Origin of the sequence: Nocardioides szechwanensis (assembly GCF_900103935.1) — a bacterium.
Taxonomy (GTDB): Bacteria; Actinomycetota; Actinomycetes; order Propionibacteriales; family Nocardioidaceae; genus Nocardioides; species Nocardioides szechwanensis.
This window is the reverse complement of record NZ_FNIC01000009.1, coordinates 33359-55298: the sequence shown is the minus strand read 5'-3', so window position 1 is coordinate 55298 and position 21940 is coordinate 33359. Positions and strand designations below refer to the sequence as shown.

Genomic DNA, 21940 nt, shown 5'->3' with positions numbered 1-21940 from the left:
TCAGAGCTCGTAGACGGCGCCCGGCTGGGCGAGCTCGACCGGACCGTCGTACGCCGTGGTCGCCTCGGCGAGCGCGGCCTGCTTGTCGAACCACGGCGGGATGTGCGTGAGCACCAGCCGCTTCGACCGGGAACGGGCGGCCACGTCGCCGCAGTCGGTGCCGGTCAGGTGGAGGTTGGGCGGGTTGTCGTCACCGGTGCGGAACGACGCCTCGGCGAGCAGCAGGTCGACGTCCTCGGCGACGCGGTCGAGGCCCGCACACGGGCCGGTGTCGCCGCTGTAGCCGATGGTCGCCCCGTCGGCGGCGATCCGCAGGCCGAAGGCGTCGACGGGGTGGTCGACCGGAACGGGGGTGACCTCGAAGGGACCGACCCGGAACGACTCGTCGGCGTAGGTGCGGAAGTCGAACTCCTCGTTCATGCCCGGGTCGAGCGGGAGGTCGTAGGCGTGGGCCATCCGGTCGGCGGTGCCCGGCGGCCCCCAGACCGGGATCGGCGGCTGCGGGCCCGTGGGGTGGTACTTGCGCATCACGTAGTAGCCGCACAGGTCGAGGCAGTGGTCGGCGTGGAGGTGGCTGAACAGCACCGCGTCGATCGTCAGCGGGTCGACGTAGCGCTGGAGCTGGCCCAGCGCCCCGTTGCCGAGCTCGACCAGGACCCGCCAGGTGCGCCCCTCCCACTCGGACTCGAGCAGGTAGCAGCTCGCGCAGGAGTCGGGGCCCGGGTAGGAACCCGAGCAGCCGATCACCGTCATCCTCATGTCAGGCCGCCCGCGAACTGGCTGGCCGAGACCATCTCCGGGCCGAGGAAGCGCCGTCCGATGGTCTCGAACTCGTCGGGCGAGCCCGTAGTCACGAAGCTGTAGGCCGGGTCGCCGGTCTCGCGCATCAGGCCGGTCCCGACCAGCATCTTGTAGACGTCCTTGGCGCACTCCTCGGCGCTGCTGACCAGGGTGACGTCGTCGCCCATCACGTAGGAGATGACGCCGGTCAGCAGCGGGTAGTGCGTGCACCCGAGGATCAGGGTGTCGACGCCGGCCTCGGTGAGCGGGTCGAGGTAGTCGTGGGCGACGGCGAGCAGCTCGTCGCCGCCGGTGATCCCGGCCTCGACGAAGTCGACGAAGCGCGGACAGGCCCGGGTGGTCAGCTCGACCTGCGGAGCGGCCGCGAACGCGTCGTCGTAGGCCATCGACTCGGCAGTGGCCGCGGTGCAGATCACGCCGATCCGGCCGCTGCGGGTGGCGGCGACGGCCCGGCGGGTGGCGGGGTAGATCACCTCGACGACGGGTACGTCGTAGCGCTCGCGGGCGTCGCGCAGCATCGCGGCGCTGGCGGAGTTGCATGCGATGACCAGTGCCTTGACGCCCTCGGCCACGAGGTGGTCGAGGCACTCCAGTGCGTACTCGCGCACCTCGCTGATGGGCTTGGGGCCGTAGGGCTGGCGGGCGGTGTCGCCGACGTAGCGGATCGACTCGTGCGGCAGCTGGTCGATCACCGACCGCGCCACGGTGAGCCCACCGAACCCGGAGTCGAAGATGCCGATGGGGGCGTCCCGGAGTTCGGCGTCGGTGAGTGGCGGCACGAGGGAAGCGTAGGTGCTCACCAGCCTCAACCGCACGAGTGGCGACGGAGGTCACGTCGTGGCGTCCGAGCGGCGAGCGGACCCGCCGTAGGGTCGTCCTATGACGTTGCGTTCCCGGGCCGTGGCCACGCTGTGCCTGATCCCCCTGCTGACGGTCGCGTCGGCCACCGCCGCGCCACCTGCCCCCCCGGTCTCCCCGGACCCTGCCGGCCGCGCCGAGACCACGCCCCGCGTGCTCGCGATCTCGGTCGACGCACTCAACCCGCAGGCCATGACCAAGCTGGGTCGCGACGCGCTCCCGCACCTGTGGCGGCTCGTCGACGAGGGCGCGGCGACGCTCAACGCGCGCAGCCAGTACGAGCTCACCAAGACGCTGCCCAACCACACCAGCATGCTCACCGGGCGCCGGATCAACGCCGCCAAGGGCGGCCACGGCGTCACCTGGAACACCGACCGCCCCGGCACGACGGTCCAGAAGGCCGCCGGACACGGCGTCGCGTCGGTCTACACCGTGGTCCACGCCGACGGTGGCACGACCGCCTTCTTCGGCACCAAGCCGAAGTTCAGCATCTTCGAGCGCTCGTGGGACGCCGGCATCGACCGGATCGTCCTGCACGACGAGCAGGACCTCCGCGTGGTCAAGGCGGTGCGAGCCGACCTGCTGACGCAGCACCGCGCGTTCACGTTCCTGCACCTGGGCGTCGCCGACCGCACCGGGCACGACCACGGCTTCATGTCGCCGGCCTACCTCGACGCCGTACGCCGGGTGGACGCCCTCGTCGGCAAGCTCCTGGCCGCGATCGACAACCACGACGAGCTCGGCGACCTGGTCATCGTGCTGACCGCCGACCACGGCGGGGTCGGCCCGAGCCACTACCAGGTCAACGAGCTGGGAGACATGCGCGTGCCGTTCATGGCCTGGGGACCCGGCGTCGAGCACGGCGACCTCTACGCCATGAACCCCTCCTACGAGAACCCCGGCCGCACCCGGCCCGACCTCGCCGGCCGGCAGCCGGTGCGCAACGGCGACGTCGCCAACCTGGTCACCGACCTGCTCGGTCTGGGGCCGGTGCCGGGCAGCCGTTTCAACGCCACCCAACAGCTCCGAGTCTTGACCGACTGATATTCGCGAGTCGCCGCACAAGACCCCTCTTAGGGACACACTGGCGGCATGGTCCGACTCCAGGAGCTCATCGCGCTGGCTGCCGCGTCCGACGAAACATCCGCCGTCCAGTCCGTCGTCGACGAGCTGACGCTGCTGCTGGCGGCATCGGTCGAGCGCGAGCACGTCGTGGCCGCCGAGCTGGCCACGGTGCTGCTCGAGCAGGCCCGGGCGCGCAAGGTGGCCGAGGAGGAGCTGGCCAGCCTCACCCAGCGGGTCGACAACGCCCAGGCGCTGGCCAACATGGGCGACTACGACTGGCACATCCCGACCGACACCAACCGCTGGTCCGACCAGCTCTACCGGATCTACGGCCACGAGCCGCAGTCGTTCAACGCCACCTACGAGCGGTTCCTGGGTCACATCCACGCCGACGACCGCGAGCGGATCACCGCCATCCACCAGCACTCGTACGCCACCGGCGAGCCCTACGAGATGGTCGAGCGGATCGTGCGCCCCGACGGCGAGGTCCGCTACCTCTCCTCCAACGGCCAGGTCGTCATCGACGGCACCGGCAGCCCGATCCGGATGCGCGGCACGTGCATCGACATCACCGACCGGGTGCACGCCGAGGAGGAGCGCCAGGCCGCCGCCGTACGTCTCGGTGAGGCGCACGAGCGCCGCCGTCAGGCCTCCGAGATCAACGACAACGTCGTCCAGGGGCTGACCGCCGCGATCTACGCGCTGGAGCTCGAGGACTCCGAGCTCAGCTGGAAGTACCTCAAGGGCACGCTCGAGGCCGCGCGCAAGCTGATGGCCGACCTCGGTGGCACCGAGCCCGGTGACGAGGAGCGCGGCGACCTGCTGCGCACGACCGCGGCCGACATCGCGCCGACGATGTAGGAGCTAGCGCAGCTCGCCCAGAGTCGGCCACGGGTTGAACCGGCAGCCCCCGAGCCCCTTGGACTGCTGCATCATCACCGGCGCCAGTCGGCCCGGGCCGGGGCAGCCCGCGTGCCCACGGCCGAGCCAGTGGCCGGTCTCGTGGTTGACCACCATGTGCCGGTAGTCGCGCAGCACCCCGTTGGCCCTGTTCCAGGCGGGCGACGCGTGCTTCCACCGGGTCTGGTTGATGATCACGAACCGGCCCACCCGGCAGCTCCAGTCGCTGCTGCAGCCCGACGAGAAGACGGGCACCCGGGGCGCCTCGGCGAGCACCAGCGTGAACGAGCCGCCTCGGTCGACGCGCACGAACTGCACGCCCTTGGCCCGCCACCCGCGCGGGTCGCTGTAGGTCTCCTGGGCCAGGCGGGCGAAGTCGCGCACGCTCGTGGTGATCTTGCCGCGCGTCTCGACGTGGTAGGTGACGGTGCGTCGTACGTCGACCCGGTGCGCCACCTGCTCGGCACGCGGCGAGGTCGCGGTGGCGGGGTGGTAGCCCGCGGCCCGCACGACCACCCGGACCCGGACCCGGCGGCCGACGTCCTCGGGGGCGTAGTGGTAGCGGCGGTGGGTGGCGCCGGGGATCGGGCGGTTGCCGCGCAGCCACTGGTACGACGCCCGCTGCGGGTCGTGGGACCAGCGGCCCAGCGAGGCCTCGACGGTGTGCGTGAAGCGCTTGGTGCCGATCACGCCGGGCGGACGCCGGTTGTCCAGCCGTCCGCGCACGACACGGTCGGTCGGCTCCGAGGTCGCGGTGCCGGTGCCACCGTCGGTGCTGGTGGCCGTGACCCGGACCGCGAGCCGGTGGCGCAGGTCGGCCGGCTCGATCCGGTAGCCGCGTCCGGTCGCTCCCGGGATCGGCGTAGCGTCACGCAGCCACTGGTAGGTCACGGTGACCTCGGACGGCTCCCAGGCGCCGCGCCCCGACCGCAGCACCTCGCCGACCACGGCCGAGCCCTCGACGACGGGCGGCTGGGTGCTGACCGGGTCGACGGCGACGCCGAGTGCGGCGGCGGGGGTCACGAACCAGGCGGTGGCGCACAGGGCGAGGGCGAGAGCACGAGCGAACATTGGTCGACGGTATCCCGCCCAGCACCCTCGACACTTCGCCCTGCGCGGGAGCAGTATCAGCCATGACCCGAATGACTCCCCGAATCACCCACGTGGTCGTGCTCGCGCTCACTGTGCTCGTCGGTTTCTCCGGCGGCGCCGTCGCAAAGGCCAATTACGACGCCAAGAACGCGCACAAGGTCGACGGCAAGCACGCCGTGTCGGCCGGCGCCCCCGTCGCCAAGCGCAAGGGCAAGCTGGTGGCCACCAACGCCGCAGGCCGGCTCCCCAACAACATCATCGCGAAGGCGCCCGACGCAGCAAGGCTCGGTGGCTTCACCCATGCCCAGACCTCGGCGATGACGATCCCCCCGCAGGGCGTCGGCAGCAGCGGCGCCGCGATCGTCGGCGCCGACGGCGTCACCCTTCCGGCGGCCGGCACCGGCGAGCTGCGGTTCGGTGTGGTGGTCCCGCCCGACCACGTCCCGGACGCCCCGTTCGAGGTCGACGTCGTCTACCGGGAGGACAGCCCCGGCGCCTGCTCGTGGTCGGTGGCGACCTCCGGCCTGGAGGGCCCCGACTCCGACACCGGGTCGGACATCCACAACGGAGGCTGGCAGTTCCCCGGGAGCGGCAGCGGCTACAGCGGTCTCGTCTCGGTGCCGGCCGGTGACGGGTCGGTGCACACGCTGACCCTGTCCTGGCCGTTCCTGGACAACCCCGGCATGTTCATCCAGCTCGGGCTCGCGCGGGTGGGCGGCGACGCCGCGGACACCTGCTCGACGGTGTCGGTCTACGGCATCCAGCTGAGGTACTGACGAGCCGCCGAGGGCCGGCTCAGGCCCAGAGCTGGCCCTCGAGGCGGTCCTCGGCCTCGTCGATGGTGCCTTCGTAGGCGCCGGTGGAGAGGTACTTCCAGCCGCCGTCGCACACGACGAACGCGATGTCGGCGCTCTCGCCTGCCTTGACGGCCTTCGCGGCCTGGCCCAGCGCGGCGTGCAGGATCGCGCCGGTGGAGATGCCGGCGAAGATTCCCTCGAGCTCGAGAAGCTCACGGACCCGGCGGACGGCGTCGCGCGGACCGACCGAGAAGCGCGAGTCGATCAGGTTGGCGTCGTACAGCTCGGGGACGAAGCCCTCGTCGAGGTTGCGCAGGCCGTAGACGAGCTCGCCGTACCTCGGCTCGGCGGCGACGATCTTGACGTCGGGCTTGGCCTGACGGAAGTAGCGACTGACGCCCATCAGCGTGCCGGTGGTGCCGAGGCCGGCGACGAAGTGGGTGATGCCGGGGAGGTCGGCGAGGATCTCGGGGCCGGTGCCCTCCTCGTGGGCGAGCGCGTTGGCGGCGTTGCCGTACTGGTAGAGCATCACCCAGTCGGGGTGCTCGGCCGCGACCTTCTTGGCCACCCGCACGGCCTCGTTGGAGCCGCCGGCCGCCGGCGAGGACACGATCTCGGCACCCCACATGCGCAGCAGCTGGCGGCGCTCCTCGGAGGTGTTCTCCGGCATCACGCACACGAGCCGGTAGCCCTTGAGCTTGGCCGCCATCGCCAGCGAGATGCCGGTGTTGCCCGAGGTGGGCTCGAGGATCGTGCAGCCGGGGCGCAGCGTCCCGTCCTTCTCCGCCTCCTCGATCATCTTCAGCGCAGGACGGTCCTTGATCGAACCGGTCGGGTTGCGGTCCTCGAGCTTGGCCCAGAGGCGTACGTCGGGGCTCGGCGACAGCCGCGGCAGGCCCACCAGCGGGGTGCCGCCGACCGAGGCGAGCAGGTTGTCGTAGCGCATGAGCGGGGTGTCCTTCGGGATCGGCCGGGCGGGGGGCGTCAGCGCAGGAAGCGCTCGGGGTCGAAGTCGTCGAGCTCGATGATCCGCACGCGCGGGAGCGGGACGTTGAACGCCTGGACGTCGTCCTCGAGGTCGTGGATCTCGATGTCGAGGTCGTTGTACTGGATGCTGACGTACTCGTTGAGCCCGACGACGCCGATGCGGCGCCGGCCACCGAGGAGCCGCTCCAGGTGGGGCGCGAAGTCCGCGTCGTGGCTGACCAGCAGGACGTCGTCGTCGTGGCCGACCAGCGCGTCGAGGGTGCGCTGGATGCCGACGTCGACGACCTTCTCGTCACTGCGGCCGGCCAGCGGGATCGGCCGGTAGTCCATGGCCAGCAGCGCCTGGATGAAGCTGCCCGGCAGCTGGCCGTTGGAGGCGTTGAGGAAGAACAGGCCGACGACCGGCTGGTCCCACAGCGACGCGGCGTACGCCGTCACGCGCTCCCAGCGCGGGCGCTCCTCGGGCAGCGGGCGCCGTCCGAGCAGGGAGTTGCCGAGCGTGGCGTCGATGTTCTCGCCGTCGACGAGGACGAACGTCCTCCGGCCCGACACCTGGCCCGACAAGGGGCTCAGCCTCCGGCTACGGCCGGCAGCACGACGACCTCGTCGCCGTCGCTCAGCTCGGCGTCGAGGCCACCGATGAAGCGCACGTCCTCGTCGTTGACGTAGACGTTGACGAAGCGGCGCAGATCGCCGTTGTCGAGGAGACGCTCCTTGAGCCCGGGGTGGTTGGTCTCGAGGTCGTCGATCAGGGCGCTCAGGCTCGCGCCGTCACCGCTGACGGCCTTCTCACCGCCGGTGTAGGTGCGCAGGATGGTCGGGATCCGGACCTCGATGGCCATGTCAGAGACTCCTAGTTGCTGCTCAGTTGCGCGACGACGGCGACCTCTTCCTCGGTCACCTCGCCGTCGACGATTCTGTATGACCTGAACTCCACCGGGCCGTCGTTATTCCCGTGCTCGCGCGTGCTGACCAGCACGTAGTGGGCCTGGGGCTCCTGCGCGAGGCCGATGTCGGTGCGGCTGGGGTAGGCCCCGGTGGCGGTGTGTGAGTGGTAGATCACCACCGGCTCCTCGTCGTTCGCGTCCATCTGCTTGTAGAGCTGGAGCAGATCCATGGAGTCGAACTCGTAGAAGGTCGGGCTGCCGGCGGCGTTGACCATCTCGACCAGGCGCTCGGCGCGGTCGCTGCCCTGCGGGCCGGCGACGATGCCGCACGCCTCGTCGGGGTGGTCACGCTTGGCGTGCGCGACGATGGCGTCGTACGTCGCCTGGTCGATGGTCAGCACCACCCCAGGGTAGTGGGGTCAGGTCGTGAACCGGGTCGCCGTCTCGCCCGACAGACCGGCCTCGATCCGCTTCTGGAGGAACGGGCTCATCTCCGGCAGGCCGTCGAGGGGCCACCACCGCACGTCGGTGTTCTCGTCGTCGGCGACCCGCGCCTCGCCGGCCACCCAGGTGCACGCGAAGGTCAGGTCGAGGTAGACCCCGAGGTCACCGTTGGTGTGGGTGATCTGCGGACTGACGCTGACCGAGGCGAGCCGGTCGACCGTGACCTCGACGCCGGTCTCCTCGAGGGCCTCGCGCCGGGCCGCGACCGCCGGCTCCTCCCCCGGGTCGACGATGCCGGTCACCGGCGCCCACTGGCCGTTGTCGGCGCGCAGCGTGAGCAGCAGGTGCCCGTCTCGTACGACGATCGCGGTCACCGCCGGCAGCCAGAGCTCGCGGGTGCCGACGAGCTTGCGGAGCTCGACGACGAACGGGGGGATCGGCACGCCTCAGCCCTTGTTCTTCTTGTTCTTCTTCTTCTTGTCCTTGTCCGGAGTGCTGCTGCAGTCGAAGGTGGCGGTGACGCCGGCCTCGGCACCCTCGACGTCGAGGGCAGTGAAGTCCAGGTCGATGCCGGAGCGGTCGCCCCGGATGTCGAGGCCCTCGGCGCTCCCGGGCTTGTTGGCGAAGGTCCGGTCGCCCACGGTCACGGTGACCGACGTGGGGAAGTCGGGCCCCTCGGCGTAGGCCATGAGCAGGTTGTCACCGTTGACGGCCTGGTAGATCGCCTCCGGGCCGTCGGCGTCGCCGACCCGGACCGTCCCCCGGCCCTCCCACGAGGCGGTCGCGGCGCCTTCGACCTCGATCTTGACCTTGCACGGCCCCTGGGCACCAGGCGCGTTGGGGTCGTCGGTCGCCGGCGATGTCGAGGCCGGCGGGTCGTCGCCCTCGGGCTTGTCGTCACCGCTACAGGCGGTCAGAGCGGCGGCGAGTGCCAGGGCAGCGATGAGCAGTCGTGGAAAACGCATGGTCCGGAGTCTTTCATCCGCACCGTCGTCACCGACTCAGGGCATCGACCAGCGTCTCCTGGAGGTAGCCCACCCAGGCGTAGATGTCGTGGGCCTGGGCCCGTGGGTCGTCGTCGGGAAGGCTGAGCCAGTAGTCGTCGTCGTCCTCCTCGACGCCCAGCCGGCTGGCCAGCGCGAGGCGGACGTCGGTGAAGGAGCGCAGCCAGGTCTCGGCGGTCGGCTCGTCCAGCTCGACGTCGATCATCAGCCCGTCCTCGCTGAGCTGCTCGGGCAGCCCGGCCTCCTCGAGGGTGTCGATGACGGTGCAGGCCGCGGCGGCCTTGCCGTCGCGCAGTGCCCCCTCGGTGAACCGACGGAACTCCGAGGCGGCCTCCTCGTCGCCAGGGTAGGCGGTCGGGAACAGCCTGGCCAGCACCGGGTCCTCGGGCTCGGAGGTAGGCCCGGAGAAGTCCATCATCGCCTCGAACGGGTCCTGGTCCTCGCGGGGCACGGCCGACTCGTTGCGCAGCAGCTCGACCAGTTGGGAGGCCAGCGAGCGCAGCAGGTCGGCCTCGAAGCCGGTGAAGTTGGCGATGACCCGCTGGCTGCGGCGGTGCCGGGTGAAAGCTCCCACGCCGCTACTCGGACTTCTGGAGCGTGGCCCACAGGCCGTACTCGTGCATCGCCTGGACGTCGCGCTCCATCTCCTCGCGGCTGCCCGTGCTGACGACCGAACGGCCGTCCTCGTGGACCTCCATCATCAGCTTCTCGGCCTTCAACTTGTCGTACCCGAAGTGCTTCTGGAAGACGTAGGTGACGTAGGACATGAGGTTGACAGGGTCGTTCCAGACGATGGTCACCCAGGGGGTGGCCAGGACCGTCATCTCGTCGTGAGCGAGGTCCTTGTCGGTGTCTGGCTCGACCTCGACGGGGCTGGCAGCGGACACGGATCCATGGTGGCACACTCCCCGCATGCACTCAGGCACGGATCTCCAGACACGCCTCGACGACGGCGCTCTATGGCTCACGCTCGACCGGCCCGAGGTGTTCAACGCCCTCAGCCCGGAGATGGCCGTCGACCTCGCACGGCTGACCGAGGAGGCCGTCAGCCGCGACGACGTGCGCGTCGTCGTCCTGACCGGCACGGGGCCCGCCTTCAGCACCGGAGCGGACATCTCGGGCGACAACGCGCACGAGCAGTTCGACGTGCGCGCGATGGACGCGGCCAACCGGATCATCCGGGCCATCGTCGGCCTCGACAAGCCGGTGGTCGCGGCGGTCAACGGGATCGCCGCGGGCGTCGGCTGCTCGGCCGCACTGGCCTCCGACATCGTGGTCGCCGCGGAGTCCGCGAGCTTCCTGCTGGCCTTCACGAGGATCGGCTTCATGCCCGACGGCGGCGCGTCGGCGACCGTGGCCGCCTCCATCGGCCGGGCCCGGGCGATGCGGATGGGCCTGCTCGCGGAGCCGTTGTCGGCGCAGGAGGCCTACGACGCCGGCCTGGTCACCCACCTCGCCTCCGACGCGGACTTCCCCGCCGTCGTGGAGAAGATCGTGCGCCGTCTCGCCGCCGGCCCCCCACTGGCCCTCGCCGCCACCAAGCGCTCCATCAACGCCGCCACCCTGACCCAGCTGGAGCCCGCACTCGAACGAGAGCGCACCGGCCAGACGCTGCTGATGCGCACCGGCGACGTCGCCGAAGGCATGCGTGCCTTCAGCGAACGTCGCCGGCCCGTCTTCAGAGGTGAGTGATCACCAGGCGGTCACTGGGCCATCGGCACCTCGATCACGACCGGGTTGGCGTCGTCGGCGTTGACCACCACGGCCAGCCGGTCCGGCGCGCCGTCACTGAACTGCGCCGGGATCGTGACCTTCACCGACCCGTCACCGACGGCCTTTCCGACGACGTCGAGGAACCCGCCGTTGGCGTTGAGGGTGATCAGGCTCATCGGCTGGCCCGCGAACGGCTGCGGCAGGTTGATCTCGACCTCGTACGGGAAGGTCTGCTCCGGGGTGGGCGGCAGCGGGCGGTAGACCGTGGTGAACTGCCGAGGCTCCAGGATCAGGAACTGCTTGGTCCCGCCGTACATCTTCATGGTCGGGTCACCGAAGAGGTGCCACAGGTAGAGCTCGTTGCGGGTGTTGCCATCTCCCCCGGCGATCCCCGGTCCCGACGGCGGCGCCAGGCCGGCCAGGCGGAGCTTGCCGTTGACGAGCGCGTCGCCGACTCGCAGCTTGGTCGACGGGCCCTCACCGAGCAGCACGTGGGGCAGCAGGCCGTCGAGGAACCCGAGGCCGATCTGCGAGTTGTGCCAGCTCGGGGAGTTGCGCGTGTCACCGAAGGCGGCGACCGCCCCACCGGTCTCCTTCACCAGTGCCTGCTGGACGAACGACGTCTCGTCGTTGTCGTAGCTGGCACTCGCGCAGTTGATGCTCATCAGGACCGGCAGCTGGTCGTTGGTGTTGGTCAGGGCGTTGACCTCGGTGGTCGTGAAGTAAGGGTCACCCCAGCCGTCGGACCACCCGTGGTCGCGGTGGACCATCAGGAACCGGCCGGCGTTCCACGCCGCCGTCACGTCGGCCCCGTCGCCGTCCCAGGCGAACCCGGGCCGGAGCAGACCCGAGGGCAGCGCCGTGCCGTCGTTGAAGTGGGTCGGCGTCGTGGCGGGGTTGTCGTCGTAGATCCGGTCGACCGTCACCACCCGCCGCATCAGTCCCGTGCGCGCGGTCTCTGCGAACTGGATGAACGTCCGGTCCTCGCGGCCGTCGTTCACCTCGCCCGCGTCGTCGGTGTCCTGGAACTGCGCGGCGATGCTGGCCCGCGTGAGCATCGCGCCCGTGGGCGGCGTCGCCGTGTAGTGGTTGATCTTGGCGATGAAGTTCTGCAGCTCGGTCGTGGTGTTGCCCAGGATCCGGCCGACAGCGACGTCGGGCAGCTCGTCGGCGTTGTTAGCCGTCGAGTACGGGTTGTCCGAGGGGATGCCTCCCGGCCCGGTGGTGAAGGTGGGCACGTACTCGTCGTCGCCGATGATCGTGACGTAGCTCGGTCGGATGCAGGTGGCGCTGTTGAGGTGCGAGCGGATGAACGTCTGGATCGCCGTGGCTGTCGTTCCCAGGGCGCGCCCGAGCGTGTAGACCCGGGTGCGGAAGCCGTCGGCCGTCCGCGCGTCGGCGTAGGTCTGGGCCTCCGAGAAGGTGGCGGCGCTGGTGATGACCATCAGCTCCTCACCGCAGCGGTACGGCTCGAACACGCCGCCGTTGTGGATGAGCTCCTCGTTGAGGAGCCCACCGACCAGTCGCGAGGCTGACAGCTCCCACGGCGACGAGAGCGGGGCGTCGAAGCCCTTCCCGTTCTTGAACCTCACGTCGAACACCAGGTTGGTGAACACCTTGAGGGTGTCCGTGGACGGGGTGTACTGGGCCGTTGCCAGCCCCATCCGTCCGATGCGGACGTCGCGCGCGGTCCCCAGCAGGTCCGCGTCGGCCGGCCGCTGCGGGAAGGTGCCCTTGAGCGGTAGCTCCGCCACGAAGTCCGGCGCGCTGAAGGGCGGCGCGTCGAAGTCGGGTGCCGGCTCGTCGTCGACGGGCTCCGGCTGGGTGGGGAAGAGCTGCACGTTGTCGAGGGTCACGGATTTCGAGGAGGCGAGGTCGACCGAAACCTCGGCGCCTTCCGGCACTCCGAACAGCTCCGAGACGATCGGGATCCCCGGCTGCCCGGGCCGCCCCGGGGTCACCGTGTCGGGTGCCAGCAGCCTGACGTACGACTTGCCCCCGACCCGCTCGGGCATCATCACGACCCGCGGCATGGCCACCGCGAGCTTCAGGTGGTTGCCGGTGCTGGCCAGCACGGTCGTCTTGGAGTCGTCGCGGGTGCTCGGCGTGACGCCGCCCCCGCACTGCCGGGTCTTGGGGGACGCCAGCAAGAGAAGGCTGGCCCGGGTGGAGAGGGTGTTGAGACCCGCGAGCCGGTTGAGCGTCCGGGTCCTCAGCGCCTTGGGCCTGGGTCGCACCTTGGTGCCCTTGAGCACGGTCCGGTACCTCGCCAGCTCGGCCACCGAGCGGCACGGCGCGGCGGCCGCGTGACTGCGCGCCGCTCGGGAGAGCTTGACCAGCCGGGTGCGAGAGGGTGGCCTGACGGCCTTCCTGGACAGCTTGCCGGTCTGGGTGACGAGGGTCCGCAGCGCCTTGTTGGCGGCCGGGCTCGCCTTCTCGGACGACCGGGCAGGTTCCCGAGCCGACGGGGCGTCTCCGGTTGCGGCCGGCACAGAGGCGGACAGCGAGACGACGAGGACCGTCGTGGTCAGGAGAGCGAGTATGGAGCTGCGCAGTGAGCAGAGCGAAAGTCGGGGCATGGGGGAGGCCTACCGATCGATGAGGGGATGTCTTGACCGCGAGGCGCCCCCCAGGGGCTCACGCCACCACCTCGTGTTCAAGGTAGCCCCGGGCTCCGATGCCGAGGCAAGGGTGATATAGACCGGTTTCGACAATGGGAGGGGCTGGGGGATGAGCAAGAGAAGGCCGGACACGCTCGCGCCGCTGCGCGAGCAGAACTTCCGTTGGTACTTCTACTCCCGCCTGGTCAACATGGTCGGCGGCACCATGGCCAGCGTCGCGCTCGCGTTCGCCGTCCTGGAGGTGAGCGACTCCCCCAGCGCGCTCGGGACCGTGCTGGCGGCGATGAGCATCCCGATGGTGGTGTTCCTGCTCGTCGGTGGCGTGGTCGCCGACCGGTTCGGGCGCACGCTCGTCATCCAGTCGGCCAACGTCGTCTCCGGGCTGTGCCAGCTGGGCATCGCGTCGCTCGTGCTCAGCGGGCACGCCCAGGTCTGGCAGCTGGTCTGCCTGGCCGCGATCATCGGCACGTCGTCGGCCTTGAGCTTCCCGGCGCTCGCCAGCGTGCTGCCGCAGCTCGTCCCGCGCGACCAGCTGCAGCAGGCCAACGTGCTGATCTCGATGATGCGCGGGACGCTCACCGTCGTCGGGCCCTCGGTCGCCGGCATCCTGGTGGTCACGGTCGGTCCCGGCTGGGCGCTCGCGGTCGACGGCACGTCGTACCTCGCCGCCGCGGCCCTCCTGCTGCGGGTCAAGATCCCCGCGCCCGTGCGGCGTGAGGACGCCCCCTCGATGCTCGTCGAGCTCCGCGAGGGCTGGACGGTCTTCCGGTCCACGACCTGGCTGTGGGTCGTCGTCCTGGCGTTCGGCGCGCTCAACGCCATCCACTCCGGCGCGATCTCGACGCTCGGCCCGGTCCTGGCCAAGCAGAGCGACATCGGCGAGCGCGGGTGGGGCCTGATCCTGTCGGCCGAGGCGGTCGGGCTGCTGGCGATGACGTTGGTGATGACGCGGGTGCGGCTGGAGCGGCCGCTGCTGTTCGGGATGGTCGGCATCGGTGCGCTCGCGCTGCCGATGGTGATGCTCGGCCTCCATCCGCAGGTCGCCCCGGTGATGGCGGTGGCGGTCCTGGCCGGCGCCGGCACGGAGATCTTCAACCTCGGCTGGAACCTCGCCATGCAGGAGAACATCCCCGACGACATGCTCTCGCGCGCCTACTCGTACGACGCCCTGGGCTCGTTCGTCGCGATCCCCGTCGGGCAGCTGCTGTTCGGGCCGCTCGGCGTGGCCTTCGGGGTACAGCGGGTGATCCTGTTCGGCGGCCTCGCCTACCTCGCGATCGTCGCGCTCACCCTCGCGTCGAGGGCGGTGCGCACCCTGCCGCGCGTCAGCACCACTTCTGACGTAGCGCCCTGATCACCGTCACGTTGCGGTTGGTGGCGACGCCGAGGACCTTCTCGACGGCGGCGTTGCTCAGCGTCGCCTCGTGGTAGTTCTCCCCGAGCAGCAGGTGCACCGCGCGCCCGGCGACGTGCACGCGTTCCTCGGGGGTGCTGCGCTCCTCGATCGCCCGTGCCTGCGCCGGTGCGGGCGGGTCCTTGAGCAGCGAGACGTAGTGACGGCCCGCATGCCCGTCCCCCAGGCGGTCCGCCTCGGCGGCGATGTCGCACAGCTCGGCCTGGGTGAACACGATCGTCGGCACCTCGAAGCCCTGGGACGCTTCGTACGCGCGCTCGAGAGCGGCCTCGATCCTGGCGCGTGACCGCATGGCGGTGTCGAACCGGACATTTCCGGTGTTGATGTGCGTCGCCGCGTTCGTGAAGCCCGCGGCCTGCGTTGCCGCGACGATCGCGTCCTTGGGGAACTTGCGCTTCACGCCGAGGTTGATCGCCCGAAGAAACCCCACGTACGTGACCATTCCGGGATCATGCCAGTTCTCGGGATAGCCTCCAGGCATGTCGTCTGGGGAGACCGACGGACGTTCCTCGCGCTGGAACGTCCACCGAACTGAACGCCGCGCCGAACTGGTGGCCGCGGCGGTGACAGCCATCGACACTCACGGGCCCGATGTCAGCATGGCCCAGATCGCCTCCGAGGCCGGCGTCAGCAAGCCGGTGCTCTACCGCTACTTCGCCGACAAGCACGAGCTCCACGCAGCCGTGGGGCAGTGGGGGGCCGACGAGGTGCTGCGTCGAGTGGTCCCGGCGATGCTCGCCGATGGCCCCGTGCGCGACAAGTTCGCGGGTGCCATCGACGGCTACCTCTCGATGATCGAGGAGCACCACCAGCTGTTCGTAATGCTGGTGCGCCACCGCCCCGGGGGCGACCCGCTGGCCGACGGCAAGGTCAAGATCGTCTCGACCCTCGCGCACTTCCTCAGCGAGACGCTGCGCGGCCTCGGCCTCGACGACAGCGGTGCCGAGGTCTGGGCCCAGGGCATCGTCGGCAGCGGGCTGGCCATCGGCGAGTGGTGGCTCGAGACCCGCACGATGACGCGCGAGCAGGTCGGCGGCTACCTCAGCTCGTTCGCGTGGCACTCGATGGAGGGCACCGCCCGCGAGCTCGGCATGCCGCTTTCGGTCCTCGACGCCTGAGCCGCCTCAGAGGTTGCCGCGGGCGTCCTGCTCGCGCTCGATCGCCTCGAAGAGCGCCTTGAAGTTGCCCTTGCCGAAGCCGAGCGAGCCGTGGCGCTCGATGAGCTCGAAGAAGACGGTGGGCCGGTCGCCCAGCGGCTTGGTGAAGATCTGGAGCAGGTAGCCGTCCTCGTCGCGGTCGACCAGGATGCCCCGCTTCTGCAGCTCCTCGATCGGCACGCGGACGTTGCCGATCCGGGCGCGCAGCGCCGGGTCCTCGTAGTAGGAGTCGGGCGTCGTGAGGAACTCGACGCCGTTGGCCCGCAGGGCGTCGACCGAGGCGACGATGTCGTTGGTCGCGACCGCGAGGTGCTGGGCGCCGGCGCCCCGGTAGAACTCGAGGTACTCGTCGATCTGCGACTTCTTCTTGGCGATCGCAGGCTCGTTGAGCGGGAACTTCACGCGGTGGTTGCCGTTGGCGACGACCTTGCTCATCAGCGCGGAGTAGTCGGTGGCGATGTCGTCACCGATGAACTCGGCCATGTTCACGAAGCCCATGACCCGGTTGTAGAACGACACCCACTCGTCCATGTGGCCGAGCTCGACGTTGCCGACGATGTGGTCGAGCGCCTGGAAGAGGCGCTTGGGCTGTCCGTCGCGCTTGACCCAGGTGCTCTCCCGCGTGACGTAGCCGGGGAGGTAGGGGCCCTGGTAGCCGCTGCGGTCGACGAGCGTGTGGATCGTCTCGCCGTACGTCGCGATGGCCGCGATCCGGACCGTGCCGTGCTCGTCGGTGACGTCCTCCGGCTCGCGTACGACGGTCGCGCCGGCCTGGCGTGCCTGGGCGATGCAGCGGTCGACGTCGGGCACCTCGAGCGCGATGTCGACGACGCCGTCTCCGTGCCGGCGATGGTGATCGGCCAGCGGGCTGTCGGGGTCGACCGCGCCGTTGAGGACGAACTTGATGGAGCCCGACCTCAGCACGAACGACTTGTGGTCGCGCTGGCCGTTCTCGGGCCCGGAGTAGGCGACCAGCTCCATGCCCCAGGCCGACTGGTAGTAGTGCGCGGCCTGGGTGGCGTTGCCCACCACGAAGACGATGGCGTCCCAGCCCGTGACCGGGAAGACGTCGCCCTCCTCGTCGTACTCGACGAGGCCGACGAGTTGGCGCAGCTGCTCGAGCGTGAGGTCGGCCTTGAGCTCGTCGGCGGTCAGGGCGCCACCGGTGGAGGCAGTCGTCGTCATGGCGTCAGGGTGTCTGCTGCTGACATTTTGTGCAACAGTCCGATGAGCAAGTGTGCAACTTGTCCAAGAACGGAGCCTCACGTGGACGACCTGGACCGCAGAGTGATCGAGCTGTTCGCCGACGACCCCCGCATCGGCGTGCTCGAGGCGTCGCGGCGCCTGGGTGTCGCCCGCGGCACGGTGCAGGCACGCGTGGACAAGCTCACCTCCAGCGGCGTCATCACCGACTGGGGGCCCAACCTGTCCCCCGAGGCGCTGGGCTACCCGGTGACGGCGTTCCTGACCCTGGAGATCAAGCAGTCCTCGGGCCACGAGGCCGTGGCCGAGCAGCTCGCCGGCGTGCCCGAGGTGCTCGAGGCCTACACGATCACCGGTGCCGGCGACCTGTGGTGCCGGGTGGTCGCCCGCACCAACGCCGACCTCCAGCGGGTCATCGACCGGGTCGTGTCCCTGACCGGCGTCGAGCGCGCGTCGACGGTGATGGCCCTGGCGACGCAGGTCCCCTACCGGGTGCTGCCCCTGGTGCGCGAGCTCAGCTGAAGATCATGCAGCTGCTGGTCGCGTGCGCGACCAGCTTGCCGTGGGCGTCGAACACCTGCGCCTCGGCCAGCGCCGTACGCCGTCCGCGCTGGATGACCTTGCCCACGGCGCGCAGCAGGCCGGACTCGACCGTCGCCGGCCGCAGGAACTTCACGGTGAGGTCCAGCGAGGTGTAGCCCTCCCCGACCGCCAGCGTCGAGTGGACCGAGCAGCCGGCGGCGGTGTCGAGCATCGTCGACAGGACGCCGCCGTGCACGGAGCCCAGCGGGTTGTAGTGGCGGAGCTCCGGCGTCAGCTCGACCGAGATCGCGCCGCGCTCGCCGCCGAAGTTCACGAGCCCGAGGGTCTCGGCGATGGGAGGTGGCGGAAGCCGGCCGTCGCCGATCGCGAGGAGCTGCTCGTAGCCGTCCATCGCGGAGGGATCCACCTGAGTCTGAGTCATGGACCCAGCCTGCCTCGTCCTTGCTGGGTCTGTCAACAAGACCTAGGCTGCGCGCATGAGCCCGCACCCCGCTCCCCCGGCCCTCGCCTTCGCCACCGACAACTGCACCGTCGGCCGGACGATGACGATCCTCGGCGAGCGCGGGACGCTGGTGGTCCTGCGCGAGGTCTTCAACGGCGTACGCCGTTTCGAGGACATGCGGCGCCACACCGCGATGCCGCGCCAGGTGCTCACCAACCGGCTCGGGCTCCTGGTCGACCACGACATCCTGCGCAAGGAGCCCTACCAGGAGCCCGGCGAGCGGCTGCGCCATGAGTACCGCCTCACCGCCAAGGGGCTCGACCTCTACCCCGTGATGGTCGCGATCGCCGCCTGGGGCGACCGCTACGTCGCCGACCCCGAGGGCCCACCGGTCGAGTTCGCGCACCGCGACTGTGGTGCCCAGATGAACGCCGTCCTGGAGTGCGCCGACGGCCACCGCGTCGACGACGTGCGCCGGGTGGCGCCGCGTCCCGGCCCCGGGGCGCGTCCGTTCTAGCTCAGCGCAGCCGCTCGGCGACTCGGGCCGCGACCTCGACCACCTGCGGGCCGACGCCCTCCTCGTCGAGGTCGCCGAGCGTCACGATGCCCACGCTCGCCTCCAGTCCCTCGACGCCGAGCACCGGAGCGGCGAGGCCGCGCGCACCGGTCTGGAGCTCGCCGACGGTGAGCACGTAGGGCGTCGACTCCCCCGCCCGGCCGGCCAGGATCGCCTTGCCCGCGGCGCCCTGGGTGAGCGGGTGGCGCGAGCCGACCCGGTAGCTGACGTGGAAGTCGGTCCAGGACGGCTCGACGACGGCCAGGGCCTGGGCCTCGTCACCCTCGGCGACGGTCAGGTGGGCGGTGCAGCCGACCGACTCGGCCAGCTCACGCAGCAGCGGGTTGGCGACGTCGCGCACCAGCGGGTGCACAGCCGAGGCGAGGTGCAGCATGCCCAGGCCGATGTGGAGTCGTCCGCGCGCGGACCGACGTACCAGTGCGTGCTGCTCGAGCGTGCTGACCAGGCGGTAGACGACCGTGCGGTTGATGTCGAGGCGTACGGCGAGCTCGGAGATCGTGAGCCCGTCGGGCGCACCGGCGAGGACGCTGAGGACGCGCACCCCCCGGTCGAGCGTCTGGGAGGTCTCCGCGGCCATGGCCCCAGCCTAGGACGACTTGCGCGCCGCCCACTCCCGCACGCGGTTGATCCGGATCTGGAGCTGCTCGGCGTTGGCGACCGCGGCCGCCGGGCCGCCGCACTCCTTGCGGAGCGCGGCATGGGTGATGCCGTGCGCCTGTCCGGTGCGGTGGTGCCACGCAGCGACCAGCCCGTTGAGCTCGCGCCGGAGCACGGCCAGCTGCTCGTGGGCCAGGAGGCTCTCGGTGGCGTCGGTCGGGTCGGGCGGGAGCGCCGAGCGCTTCTGCTGCTTGGCGCGGTCGCTCTGCCGCTGCTGGAGCAGCTCGCGCATCTGGCCGGGCTCGAGCAGCCCGGGGATGCCGAGGAAGTCCATCTCCTCCTCGGACCCCACGTGCACCTCGCCCGCGTGGCCGAACTCGCCACCGTCGTAGAGCACCCGGTCGAAGCGCGCCTCCGAGCCGAGGGCCTCGAACGGCAGCCCCTCGTCGCCGGCCTCGGTGTCACCGGCCTCGGCCTGGGCGAGCAGCTCCTTCTCGGCGGCGAAGAGGTCACCCTCGTCGGAGACCTTGCGGCCCAGCACGTGGTCGCGCTCGACCTCCATCTCGGAGGCGAAGCCCAGCAGCGCCGGCACCGACGGGACGAACACCGACGCGCTCTCGCCGCGGGAGCGGGCACGCACGAAGCGGCCCACCGCCTGGGCGAAGAACAGCGGGGTCGAGGTGGTGGTGGCGTAGACTCCGACCGCCAGGCGGGGCACGTCGACCCCTTCGGAGACCATCCGTACGGCGACCATCCAGCGCGCCTCGCTGGTGGCGAACCCCGCGATCTTCTTCGACGCCGCCTTCTCGTCGGAGAGCACCACCACCGGCGGCTCACCGCTGATCCGGCGCAGCACCTTGGCGTAGGCGCGAGCGGAGTCCTGATCGGTCGCGATCACCAGCCCCCCGGCGTCGGGGACGTGGCGGCGCACCTCGGAGAGACGGCGGTCGGCCGCTTCCAGCACCGAGGGGATCCAGGAGCCCGAGGGGTCGAGGGCGGTGCGCAGCGCCTGGGAGGTGAGGTCCTTGGTCAGCGGTTCCCCCAGCCGCGCGGCGATCTCGTCGCCGGCGCGGGTGCGCCAGGTCATCTCGCCGGAGTAGGCCATGAAGAGCACGGGGCGCACGACGTGGTCGGCCAGCGCCTGCGCGTAGCCGTAGCTGTAGTCGGCGACCGAGCGGGGTACGCCGTCGGGGCCAGGCGCATAGGTCACGAACGGGATCGGGTTGATGTCGGAGCGGAACGGCGTGCCGGTCAGCGCCAGCCGGCGGGCGGCCGGCTCGAAGGCCTCGCGCACGCCCTCGCCCCACGACAGCGCGTCGCCGGCGTGGTGCACCTCGTCGAGGATGACCACGGTCTTGAAGCGCTCGGTGCGGATGCGCATCGCCAGCGGGTTGACCGCCACCCCGGCGTAGGTCACCGCCACCCCGAGGTAGTCGCTGGAGATCTTGCCCTTGCCCGCGGAGTACGCCGGATCGATCGGCACCCCGGCGCGCGCGGCGGCCTCGGCCCACTGGAGCTTGAGGTGCTCGGTGGGCGCGACCACGATGATCCGGTCGACGACGCGGCGGCCGAGCAGCTCGGCGGCGACGGACAGCGCGAACGTCGTCTTGCCGGCGCCGGGCGTCGCCACGGCCAGGAAGTCGCGCGGGGAGCGCTCGACGTAGTCGCGCATCGCCGCGGTCTGCCAGGCGCGCAGCGAGGGCGCCGTGCCCCAGGCCGCACGGTCCGGCCAGGCCGGGGTGAGCGCGGGAGTCAGTTCTGGGACGGGGGCGGCGGTGGCGTCGTGATGGTCAGCGCCTTCGGTCACTCGTCGGCGCCCTTGAAGTTCTCCCAGGCTTCCTTGCACTCCGGGCACACCGGGAACTTCTCGGGCGCGCGGCTCGGCACCCAGACCTTCCCGCAGAGGGCCACCACGGGGGTGCCCATCACCATCGCCTCGGTCAGCTTGTCCTTGTCGACGTAGTGAGAGAAGCGCTCGTGGTCACCCTCGTCGGTGGGGACGGTACGACGGTCCTGCTCGACGATGGTGTCCGTCTTGGTCGAGAAGCCGATGGAGGTCACGCCCCCAACTCTAAGCCCTGTCCGGGCCCGGGAAACCAGGTGGGATTCAGGCGAGCCGGCCATGGGCGGCCAGGGCCTGCCGCGGGTCCACGGGGTCGGCGCCGCCCGGGCGCACCTCGAGGTGCAGGTGGGGCCCGGTGACGTTGCCGGTGGAGCCCACGGTCCCGATCGGCTGGCCGGTGCGGACCCGCTGCCCGGTCGTGACCAGCTGCTCGTCCTGGTGGCAGTACCAGATCTCGGTGCCGTCCTCGAGGGTGACGACGGTCTTGTAGCCGTAGGACCCGTCGTACTCCACGAGGGTGACCATGCCTCCGGCGACGGCGCGGATCGTGGAGCCCTGCGCGGTGGCGAAGTCGAGGCCGGTGTGGGCGCTGGCCCAGTAGTAGTCGGAGGCGCCGAAGCGACCGGTGAGCCGGTAGTCGGTGACCGGGAGGGCCCACGGCGCGGGCTGGAACGTGTGCCCGGCGCGGACGAGGTAGGGGGGCGCCTGGACCTGGGCGCTCGTGGGGCGGACCGCGGGGGTCTCGGCGTACGACGTGCCGAGGAGGCCGACGGCGACGGCGGGCACCACGAGGAGGTGCTGGAGACGGAGGCGCATGGAACGGGCTGCTTTCTGGCGACGCTGCTTGCTCTTGCAAGCAGGGAGTTAGCAACCAGTGGGCCAGATGGGCGTCGGACGCCTCAAATCCGCCAGTCTCCAGGCGTAACCGCGGTCACACCCCGGTGCTAGCTGCCCCGCTCAAGAGGGTAAAACGGCGCGACGGAGGTCACGCCCAG

Annotated in this window: 27 protein-coding genes; 8 read left to right on the top strand and 19 right to left on the bottom strand. The window is 70.8% G+C overall.

The window, feature by feature from the left end; all coding sequences use genetic code 11:
* Together BLR90_RS18320 and murI are read right to left on the bottom strand one after the other, a co-directional pair.
* The gene (locus tag BLR90_RS18320; protein WP_091026681.1) at nucleotides 1–759 is read right to left on the bottom strand and encodes an MBL fold metallo-hydrolase; all 759 of its coding nucleotides are present in this window, start codon (nucleotides 757–759) and stop codon (nucleotides 1–3) included.
* Nucleotides 756–1580: a glutamate racemase gene (gene murI, locus BLR90_RS18315; protein WP_091026744.1), complete on the bottom strand. Its 825-nt coding sequence runs from the start codon at nucleotides 1578–1580 to the stop codon at nucleotides 756–758. Before murI ends, BLR90_RS18320 begins: the two co-directional genes overlap by 4 nt.
* A 100-nt stretch (nucleotides 1581–1680) precedes the next feature.
* On the opposite strand from murI, the gene BLR90_RS18310 reads away from it, so the two are divergent.
* Together BLR90_RS18310 and BLR90_RS18305 are read left to right on the top strand one after the other, a co-directional pair.
* Nucleotides 1681–2703, top strand: coding sequence for an alkaline phosphatase family protein (locus tag BLR90_RS18310; RefSeq protein WP_091026680.1), 1023 nt, complete (start codon nucleotides 1681–1683; stop codon nucleotides 2701–2703).
* Between the two features lie 48 nt (nucleotides 2704–2751).
* Nucleotides 2752–3585 (top strand): PAS domain-containing protein, encoded by an 834-nt coding sequence (locus tag BLR90_RS18305; protein ID WP_091026679.1) that lies wholly within the window; start codon nucleotides 2752–2754, stop codon nucleotides 3583–3585.
* Nucleotides 3586–3588: 3 nt separating this feature from the next.
* Here BLR90_RS18305 and BLR90_RS18300 read toward each other — a convergent pair whose 3' ends face one another.
* Nucleotides 3589–4695, bottom strand: a complete 1107-nt coding sequence (locus tag BLR90_RS18300) for a DUF3152 domain-containing protein (protein WP_091026678.1) — start codon at nucleotides 4693–4695, stop codon at nucleotides 3589–3591.
* Nucleotides 4696–4757: 62 nt separating this feature from the next.
* Here BLR90_RS18300 and BLR90_RS18295 point away from each other — a divergent pair, with 62 nt between their 5' ends.
* Nucleotides 4758–5492, top strand: a complete 735-nt coding sequence (locus tag BLR90_RS18295) for a hypothetical protein (protein ID WP_143016264.1) — start codon at nucleotides 4758–4760, stop codon at nucleotides 5490–5492.
* A 19-nt stretch (nucleotides 5493–5511) separates the two neighbouring features.
* Here the strand turns inward: BLR90_RS18295 and BLR90_RS18290 are convergent, their stop codons facing one another.
* From BLR90_RS18290 to clpS, 8 genes are read right to left on the bottom strand one after another with little or no spacing between them, the layout of a single operon-like run.
* Nucleotides 5512–6459 carry a PLP-dependent cysteine synthase family protein gene (locus BLR90_RS18290; protein ID WP_091026676.1) on the bottom strand — a complete coding sequence of 316 codons (948 nt, stop codon included), beginning with the start codon at nucleotides 6457–6459 and terminating at the stop codon, nucleotides 5512–5514.
* A 38-nt stretch (nucleotides 6460–6497) separates the two neighbouring features.
* A complete protein-coding gene (locus BLR90_RS18285) occupies nucleotides 6498–7064 on the bottom strand; it encodes an NYN domain-containing protein (RefSeq protein ID WP_245715389.1) in 567 nt (188 codons plus the stop codon).
* A gap of 5 nt (nucleotides 7065–7069) precedes the next feature.
* Nucleotides 7070–7342, bottom strand: coding sequence for a MoaD family protein (locus BLR90_RS18280; protein ID WP_091026674.1), 273 nt, complete (start codon nucleotides 7340–7342; stop codon nucleotides 7070–7072).
* Between the two features lie 11 nt (nucleotides 7343–7353).
* Nucleotides 7354–7788, bottom strand: coding sequence for a M67 family metallopeptidase (locus BLR90_RS18275; protein WP_091026743.1), 435 nt, complete (start codon nucleotides 7786–7788; stop codon nucleotides 7354–7356).
* 18 nt (nucleotides 7789–7806) lie between these two features.
* Nucleotides 7807–8274, bottom strand: a complete 468-nt coding sequence (locus tag BLR90_RS18270; RefSeq protein WP_091026673.1) for an NUDIX hydrolase — start codon at nucleotides 8272–8274, stop codon at nucleotides 7807–7809.
* Nucleotides 8275–8277: 3 nt separating this feature from the next.
* Nucleotides 8278–8796, bottom strand: coding sequence for a hypothetical protein (locus BLR90_RS18265; protein WP_091026672.1), 519 nt, complete (start codon nucleotides 8794–8796; stop codon nucleotides 8278–8280).
* A gap of 28 nt (nucleotides 8797–8824) precedes the next feature.
* On the bottom strand, nucleotides 8825–9409 hold the full coding sequence (locus tag BLR90_RS18260; protein WP_091026671.1) for a DUF2017 domain-containing protein: 585 nt from the start codon (nucleotides 9407–9409) through the stop codon (nucleotides 8825–8827).
* A gap of 4 nt (nucleotides 9410–9413) precedes the next feature.
* Nucleotides 9414–9722: an ATP-dependent Clp protease adapter ClpS gene (gene clpS, locus BLR90_RS18255; protein ID WP_371863180.1), complete on the bottom strand. Its 309-nt coding sequence runs from the start codon at nucleotides 9720–9722 to the stop codon at nucleotides 9414–9416.
* Between the two features lie 25 nt (nucleotides 9723–9747).
* On the opposite strand from clpS, the gene BLR90_RS18250 reads away from it, so the two are divergent.
* On the top strand, nucleotides 9748–10527 hold the full coding sequence (locus BLR90_RS18250) for an enoyl-CoA hydratase-related protein (protein ID WP_091026669.1): 780 nt from the start codon (nucleotides 9748–9750) through the stop codon (nucleotides 10525–10527).
* An 11-nt stretch (nucleotides 10528–10538) separates the two neighbouring features.
* On the opposite strand, the gene BLR90_RS18245 is transcribed toward BLR90_RS18250, so the two are convergent.
* A complete protein-coding gene (locus BLR90_RS18245; protein WP_091026668.1) occupies nucleotides 10539–13127 on the bottom strand; it encodes a C25 family cysteine peptidase in 2589 nt (862 codons plus the stop codon).
* Nucleotides 13128–13278: 151 nt separating this feature from the next.
* Between BLR90_RS18245 and BLR90_RS18240 the strand changes: the two genes are divergently transcribed.
* The gene (locus BLR90_RS18240; protein WP_091026667.1) at nucleotides 13279–14523 is read left to right on the top strand and encodes an MFS transporter; all 1245 of its coding nucleotides are present in this window, start codon (nucleotides 13279–13281) and stop codon (nucleotides 14521–14523) included.
* Here the strand turns inward: BLR90_RS18240 and BLR90_RS18235 are convergent.
* Complete coding sequence (locus BLR90_RS18235) at nucleotides 14495–15025, bottom strand: DUF1697 domain-containing protein (RefSeq protein ID WP_091026666.1); 531 nt, start codon at nucleotides 15023–15025, stop codon at nucleotides 14495–14497. The genes BLR90_RS18240 and BLR90_RS18235 overlap by 29 nt on opposite strands.
* 37 nt (nucleotides 15026–15062) lie before the next feature.
* Here BLR90_RS18235 and BLR90_RS18230 point away from each other — a divergent pair, with 37 nt between their 5' ends.
* Nucleotides 15063–15701 (top strand): TetR/AcrR family transcriptional regulator, encoded by a 639-nt coding sequence (locus BLR90_RS18230; protein WP_091026665.1) that lies wholly within the window; start codon nucleotides 15063–15065, stop codon nucleotides 15699–15701.
* 6 nt (nucleotides 15702–15707) lie between these two features.
* Here BLR90_RS18230 and hppD read toward each other — a convergent pair whose 3' ends face one another.
* Nucleotides 15708–16925, bottom strand: a complete 1218-nt coding sequence (hppD, locus tag BLR90_RS18225; protein WP_091026664.1) for a 4-hydroxyphenylpyruvate dioxygenase — start codon at nucleotides 16923–16925, stop codon at nucleotides 15708–15710.
* A gap of 81 nt (nucleotides 16926–17006) precedes the next feature.
* Between hppD and BLR90_RS18220 the strand changes: the two genes are divergently transcribed.
* The gene (locus BLR90_RS18220) at nucleotides 17007–17465 is read left to right on the top strand and encodes an Lrp/AsnC family transcriptional regulator (RefSeq protein WP_245715387.1); all 459 of its coding nucleotides are present in this window, start codon (nucleotides 17007–17009) and stop codon (nucleotides 17463–17465) included.
* Here BLR90_RS18220 and BLR90_RS18215 read toward each other — a convergent pair.
* Complete coding sequence (locus BLR90_RS18215) at nucleotides 17458–17907, bottom strand: PaaI family thioesterase (RefSeq protein WP_091026662.1); 450 nt, start codon at nucleotides 17905–17907, stop codon at nucleotides 17458–17460. The genes BLR90_RS18220 and BLR90_RS18215 overlap by 8 nt on opposite strands.
* Before the next feature lie 55 nt (nucleotides 17908–17962).
* Between BLR90_RS18215 and BLR90_RS18210 the strand changes: the two genes are divergently transcribed.
* Nucleotides 17963–18445, top strand: a complete 483-nt coding sequence (locus tag BLR90_RS18210) for a winged helix-turn-helix transcriptional regulator (RefSeq protein WP_091026661.1) — start codon at nucleotides 17963–17965, stop codon at nucleotides 18443–18445.
* A 1-nt stretch (nucleotide 18446) separates the two neighbouring features.
* On the opposite strand, the gene BLR90_RS18205 is transcribed toward BLR90_RS18210, so the two are convergent.
* From BLR90_RS18205 to BLR90_RS18190, 4 genes are read right to left on the bottom strand one after another with little or no spacing between them, the layout of a single operon-like run.
* On the bottom strand, nucleotides 18447–19082 hold the full coding sequence (locus BLR90_RS18205; RefSeq protein WP_091026660.1) for an IclR family transcriptional regulator: 636 nt from the start codon (nucleotides 19080–19082) through the stop codon (nucleotides 18447–18449).
* A 9-nt stretch (nucleotides 19083–19091) separates the two neighbouring features.
* Entirely contained in the window at nucleotides 19092–20909 is a 1818-nt protein-coding gene (locus BLR90_RS18200) for a DEAD/DEAH box helicase (RefSeq protein ID WP_170254373.1), read from the bottom strand.
* Nucleotides 20906–21163: a DUF3039 domain-containing protein gene (locus tag BLR90_RS18195; RefSeq protein ID WP_371863179.1), complete on the bottom strand. Its 258-nt coding sequence runs from the start codon at nucleotides 21161–21163 to the stop codon at nucleotides 20906–20908. The genes BLR90_RS18200 and BLR90_RS18195 overlap by 4 nt, the downstream gene beginning before the upstream one ends.
* 46 nt (nucleotides 21164–21209) lie before the next feature.
* Nucleotides 21210–21761 carry a M23 family metallopeptidase gene (locus BLR90_RS18190; RefSeq protein WP_091026659.1) on the bottom strand — a complete coding sequence of 184 codons (552 nt, stop codon included), beginning with the start codon at nucleotides 21759–21761 and terminating at the stop codon, nucleotides 21210–21212.
* Between the last annotated feature and the right edge of the window lie 179 nt (nucleotides 21762–21940).

What these genes read in the sequence shown, in the direction of transcription:
- BLR90_RS18320 (WP_091026681.1), bottom strand. Translation starts at nt 759, where the DNA reads ATGAGGATGACGGTGATCGGCTGCTCGGGTTCCTACCCGGGCCCCGAC.
- BLR90_RS18310 (WP_091026680.1), top strand. Translation starts at nt 1,681, where the DNA reads ATGACGTTGCGTTCCCGGGCCGTGGCCACGCTGTGCCTGATCCCCCTG.
- BLR90_RS18305 (WP_091026679.1), top strand. Translation starts at nt 2,752, where the DNA reads ATGGTCCGACTCCAGGAGCTCATCGCGCTGGCTGCCGCGTCCGACGAA.
- BLR90_RS18300 (WP_091026678.1), bottom strand. Translation starts at nt 4,695, where the DNA reads ATGTTCGCTCGTGCTCTCGCCCTCGCCCTGTGCGCCACCGCCTGGTTC.
- BLR90_RS18295 (WP_143016264.1), top strand. Translation starts at nt 4,758, where the DNA reads ATGACCCGAATGACTCCCCGAATCACCCACGTGGTCGTGCTCGCGCTC.
- BLR90_RS18290 (WP_091026676.1), bottom strand. Translation starts at nt 6,459, where the DNA reads ATGCGCTACGACAACCTGCTCGCCTCGGTCGGCGGCACCCCGCTGGTG.
- BLR90_RS18280 (WP_091026674.1), bottom strand. Translation starts at nt 7,342, where the DNA reads ATGGCCATCGAGGTCCGGATCCCGACCATCCTGCGCACCTACACCGGC.
- BLR90_RS18265 (WP_091026672.1), bottom strand. Translation starts at nt 8,796, where the DNA reads ATGCGTTTTCCACGACTGCTCATCGCTGCCCTGGCACTCGCCGCCGCT.
- BLR90_RS18250 (WP_091026669.1), top strand. Translation starts at nt 9,748, where the DNA reads ATGCACTCAGGCACGGATCTCCAGACACGCCTCGACGACGGCGCTCTA.
- BLR90_RS18245 (WP_091026668.1), bottom strand. Translation starts at nt 13,127, where the DNA reads ATGCCCCGACTTTCGCTCTGCTCACTGCGCAGCTCCATACTCGCTCTC.
- BLR90_RS18240 (WP_091026667.1), top strand. Translation starts at nt 13,279, where the DNA reads ATGAGCAAGAGAAGGCCGGACACGCTCGCGCCGCTGCGCGAGCAGAAC.
- BLR90_RS18235 (WP_091026666.1), bottom strand. Translation starts at nt 15,025, where the DNA reads ATGGTCACGTACGTGGGGTTTCTTCGGGCGATCAACCTCGGCGTGAAG.
- BLR90_RS18230 (WP_091026665.1), top strand. Translation starts at nt 15,063, where the DNA reads ATGTCGTCTGGGGAGACCGACGGACGTTCCTCGCGCTGGAACGTCCAC.
- hppD (WP_091026664.1), bottom strand. Translation starts at nt 16,925, where the DNA reads ATGACGACGACTGCCTCCACCGGTGGCGCCCTGACCGCCGACGAGCTC.
- BLR90_RS18215 (WP_091026662.1), bottom strand. Translation starts at nt 17,907, where the DNA reads ATGACTCAGACTCAGGTGGATCCCTCCGCGATGGACGGCTACGAGCAG.
- BLR90_RS18210 (WP_091026661.1), top strand. Translation starts at nt 17,963, where the DNA reads ATGAGCCCGCACCCCGCTCCCCCGGCCCTCGCCTTCGCCACCGACAAC.
- BLR90_RS18205 (WP_091026660.1), bottom strand. Translation starts at nt 19,082, where the DNA reads ATGGCCGCGGAGACCTCCCAGACGCTCGACCGGGGGGTGCGCGTCCTC.
- BLR90_RS18190 (WP_091026659.1), bottom strand. Translation starts at nt 21,761, where the DNA reads ATGCGCCTCCGTCTCCAGCACCTCCTCGTGGTGCCCGCCGTCGCCGTC.